2 protein-coding genes and 2 pseudogenes are annotated in these 4190 nt (G+C 68.5%); all 4 read left to right on the forward strand.

The window, feature by feature from the left end; genetic code table 11:
- Positions 1-577 (forward strand): annotated as a pseudogene (locus ACQKQD_RS33975) (IS256 family transposase); the annotation flags it as partial.
- A gap of 75 nt (positions 578-652) precedes the next feature.
- Positions 653-2059: a transposase gene (locus ACQKQD_RS33980; protein ID WP_427510984.1), complete on the forward strand. Its 1407-nt coding sequence runs from the start codon at positions 653-655 to the stop codon at positions 2057-2059.
- A gap of 41 nt (positions 2060-2100) precedes the next feature.
- A pseudogene (locus ACQKQD_RS33985) lies at positions 2101-2562 on the forward strand (transposase); the annotation flags it as partial.
- Between the two features lie 117 nt (positions 2563-2679).
- Positions 2680-4190 (forward strand): S8 family serine peptidase (locus tag ACQKQD_RS33990; RefSeq protein ID WP_427510985.1); only part of this gene is annotated, 1511 nt, incomplete at its 3' end.

A 4190-nucleotide genomic window follows, 5' to 3' on the forward strand; every position in this document is an offset into this window, starting at 1 on the left:
CGTGACCGGGACTGGCAGACGCGGGCTGGGACAGTCGAACTGCGCATCCCCAAGCTGCGTAAGGGCTCGTACTTCCCGGCTTTCTTGGAACCGCGCCGGATGGCTGAAAAGGCGCTCACGGCTGTGATCCAGGAGGCCTACATCCAGGGTATCTCGACCCGGTCCGTGGACGACTTGGTCCAAGCCATGGGTGGTACGGGCGTGTCGAAGAGCCAAGTCAGCCGGCTTTGCCAGGAGATCGACGAGCGGGTCGGCGCGTTCCTCGAGCGTCCGCTCGAGGGCGAGTGGCCCTACCTCTGGATTGATGCGACCTACGTGAAGGTGCGCCAGGACGGACGCATCGTCTCTGTCGCCGTGATCGTGGCGGTCGGTGTGAACACTGACGGCCGTCGCGAGGTGCTTGGCATGGATGTCGGCCCCTCCGAAGCCGAGACGTTCTGGACGGACTTTCTCCGCAAGCTGGCGCGCCGGGGCTTGCGCGGGGTCAAGCTGGTGATCTCGGACGCCCACGAGGGCATCAAGGCGTCGGTGGCCAAGGTGATGAACGCGACCTGGCAGCGTTGCCGCGTGGGGCTGTTGATAAACCCGTTCAGAGCTTTGCGGGCGAGCGGATCGGCTGATTCACTGCGGGAGCGGTGGTCGGGAGGCCGGCATGCTGGGGCACAAGGAACGCGATCAGGGCGAGCTGTTCATCACCGGCTCGCTGCGGCAGCTGCTTCCCGACGATCACATTCTGGTCCGGGTCGACCGGGTGCTCGACCTGTCATGGCTGCGCGGCGCGGTGGCCGATCTGTACTGCCACGACAACGGCCGGCCCGGCATCGACCCGGAAGCTGCCCTCCGCCTGATGCTGGCCGGTTTCCTCGTGGGGATTGTTCACGATCGTCGCCTACTGCGCGAGGCGCAGGTCAATCTCGCCATCCGCTGGTTCGCTGGGTATGGTCTCCATGAGGCGTTGCCGGATCATTCGTCGCTGACCCGCATTCGGCAGCGCTGGGGTGCGGACCGGTTCCGGAGCATCTTCGAGCGCACCGTACGGGCCTGCATCACAGCGGGGATCGCCAAGGGCGAGGTCGTGCATGTCGACGCTTCGCTGATCCGAGCCGACGTGAGTTGGGAGAGCTTGGTCGCTCGGCATGTCGAGGGTGTCGCCGAGGTCAACGGCGACGAAGCTACGATCAGCCAACGCAACACGAAGAAGACTGGCCGCTACAAGAAGGTTAGTACGACCGACCCGGACGCGACGATGGCCACCAATGGCCGCAACCGCCGCCTGGAGCCGACCTACAAGCAGCACGCGGTGGTCGACGACGTCCGTGGCGTCGTGCTCGATGTGGAGGTCACCACCGGCGAGGTGAACGAGGGACAGGTCATCCTGGAGCGCCTCGACGCGACCGCGGCGACCAGCGGGCAGGCCATCGTGACGGCGACGGCAGATGCGGGCTACGCATACGCCAAGGTCTACGGTGGCCTGGAGCGGCGCGGCATCGATGCCGTCATTCCGGCCAAGGCCGATCCGATGCGCTCGGCCGTGCCGCTGCGTCGGTTCCGCTTCGATCCGCACCGCGACGTGGTGACCTGCCCACAGGGCAAGATCCTGTCACCTGGCAAGGTTCACAATCACGGTCGCTTCTTCGTGGCACGCGCCCGTGACTGCAAAGCTTGCCCTATGGCAAAGCTCTGTCTGTCGCCGAGGCGCAGCGCGCGCACGGTAATGATCAGCACGGACTATCCCGCCTTGCTGCGCGCACGTCGACGCCGCGAGCGTTGGTCTGCCGACGAAAAGCACCTCTACCAACGGCATCGCTGGCGATCGGAAGGCTTCCACGGTGAAGCGAAGACTTGGCATGGTCTGGCTCGCGCAGTTCGACGCGGACTACAGAACATGCGCATCCAGTCCTTCCTGACGGCCGCGGCCGTGAACCTCAAGCGGCTCGCGGCCGCTCTGTGGATGCTTTTGTGCTGGCTATTGGGGCCCGTAGGCCGATCCAGCGGCAAAGAGCATCGATGCGACGGCTTTTTGATGCCGCGCCGGCGGCTCGGTCCAGCCTCGGCCTGACCGCATCTGCGCACGAGCGGAATGGCGGGTTCTTCAACAGCCCCCGCGTCCACTTCATGCGCAACGTGCTCGCCCATGCCGGGCGCAGCGGGCGGCGTGTCGTCTCCGCCTTCATCGCCACGGCGTTCGCCCAGGACGACGCCGAGGCGGCCCGTCAGCAGTGGCGGCGCGTGGCCGATCAGCTCCGGCCGAAGGTCCCCAAGCTCGCCGCCCTGATGGACGAGGCTGAGCCGGACGTGCTGGCCTACATGGGCTTCCCCACCCAGCATCGGGTCAAGCTGCACTCCACGAACCCGCTGGAACGCCTGAACGGTGAGATCAAGCGCCGGACCGAGGTGGTCGGCATCTTCCCCAACGAGGCGGCTATCACACGCCTTGTGGGCGCGATCCTGCTGGAACAGAACGACGAGTGGGCCGTCCAGCGCTCCCGCTACATCACCCTGGAAAGCATCGCCCCGATCGGCGATGATCCCCTCGTCAGCCTGCCCAACCTGGCAGCCTGATCAATCCGGCCCCGGCCGGTGATCGTGGTGGCCACGCCGAAGCTACACCACGCCAGGGGACACAACCTCAGCAATCGATGCGGTGTAGCCGCCGATTGGTGCTTGGCAGCGCCAGGGGTGGAGATTTGGTCAACCGCAGTCGGAGGCGGTTACAGAGAGCTGCAGGGCACCTCGATGGCGGCGCCGCACGTAGCCGGTGCTGCGGCTGTGTTGCGTCAGGCGTTCCCGTTCCTGACCGCGCCGCAAATCGCCCAGACCATGTTCACCACCGCCACCCATCTCGGTGACGGACCCGCCGACAGGCCCAACGATGTCTACGGCTGGGGCCTGCTCAACCTCGGCAAGGCCATCGACGGACCGGGCCAGTTCACCTCCGACTGGACCGTCAACACCGCCTACAACGGACAGGCCTATTACGGCCGCTTCGCCAACGACATCTCCGGCGTCGGCGGACTGACCAAGACTGGCCTCGGCACCCTCGAACTCGCCGGAAGAGACACCTATGCCGGACCGACCACCGTCGCCGGCGGTACCCTGTTCCTGTCCGCCACCGGCAGCCTGACCTCGCCGGTCTCCGTCCAGGGCGCCGGCACCTACATCAACGCCGGCTGGGCCCAGAGCGGCGTCAGCAATGCCGGCCTCCTGATCAACACCGGTACCGTCTCCGGCGGAGTCGCCAATTCCGGCCTTGCGCTCAACACCGGCGCCATCACCGGCGGCGTGACCAACACGGGCACGCTCGCCACTAGCGGCACGATCAGCGGTGGCCTGACCAATGCCGGCACCGTGCTCGCCAGCGCCGGCCGCATCGACGGCGCCATCGCCAACAATGCCGGCCTGCTCGCCGTGTCCGGGACCGTCACCAGCGCCGGCACCTTCGCCAACGCCGCCGGCGCGACCCTCGCCGTCACGGGCGGCGGCAGCTACAGCCTCGCCGGCCCCCTCGCCAATGCCGGCTTCGTCGCCGTCGCCCAGAGCGCCAGCCTCACCGCCTCCGGCGGCCTCAGCAACGCCGGCCTCGTCGCCAGCGACGGCACCCTCACCGCCGACCTGACCAACACCGGCGTCGCCCGCCTGTCCGGGCAGTTCAACGGCACGCTCACCAATGCCGGCCTCGTGCAGATCACCGGCCCGCTCGCCGGGCTGACCAGCCTGACCAACACCGGCGCCCTCGACCTCGGCGGCACCGCCCTCACGCTCACCGACCTCGCCGGCCCGGCCTCCGCCGTCCTGGGCAACGGCGCCCTCACGGTCTCCAGTGCGGCCGCCTCCACCTACGCCGGCGCCATCCTGGAGACCGCGAGCCCGACCAGCCTGACCAAGGCCGGCCCCGGCACGCTCCTGCTCACCGGCCCCGGCCTCTTCTCCGGCCCGACCACCGTCCAGGCCGGCACGCTCTCCCTCAACGGGCTCTGGACCTCGCCGGTCACGGTCGCGGCCGCCGGCACCCTGCGCGGCATCGGCACCGTCGCGGCCCCGGTCACGGTCGCCGGCGCCCTGCGGCCGGGCAACTCCCCCGGCACGCTCACCGTGCTCGGCCCGGTGGCGTTCAACCCCGGCAGCAGCCTCGGCCTCGACATCGACGGCCCGGGCACCGGCACCGGCGCGGGCAGCTACGCCCGCCTCCT

It is taken from the genome of Methylobacterium sp. NPDC080182 (assembly GCF_050281105.1).
In the GTDB taxonomy this organism is placed as follows: domain Bacteria; phylum Pseudomonadota; class Alphaproteobacteria; order Rhizobiales; family Beijerinckiaceae; genus Methylobacterium.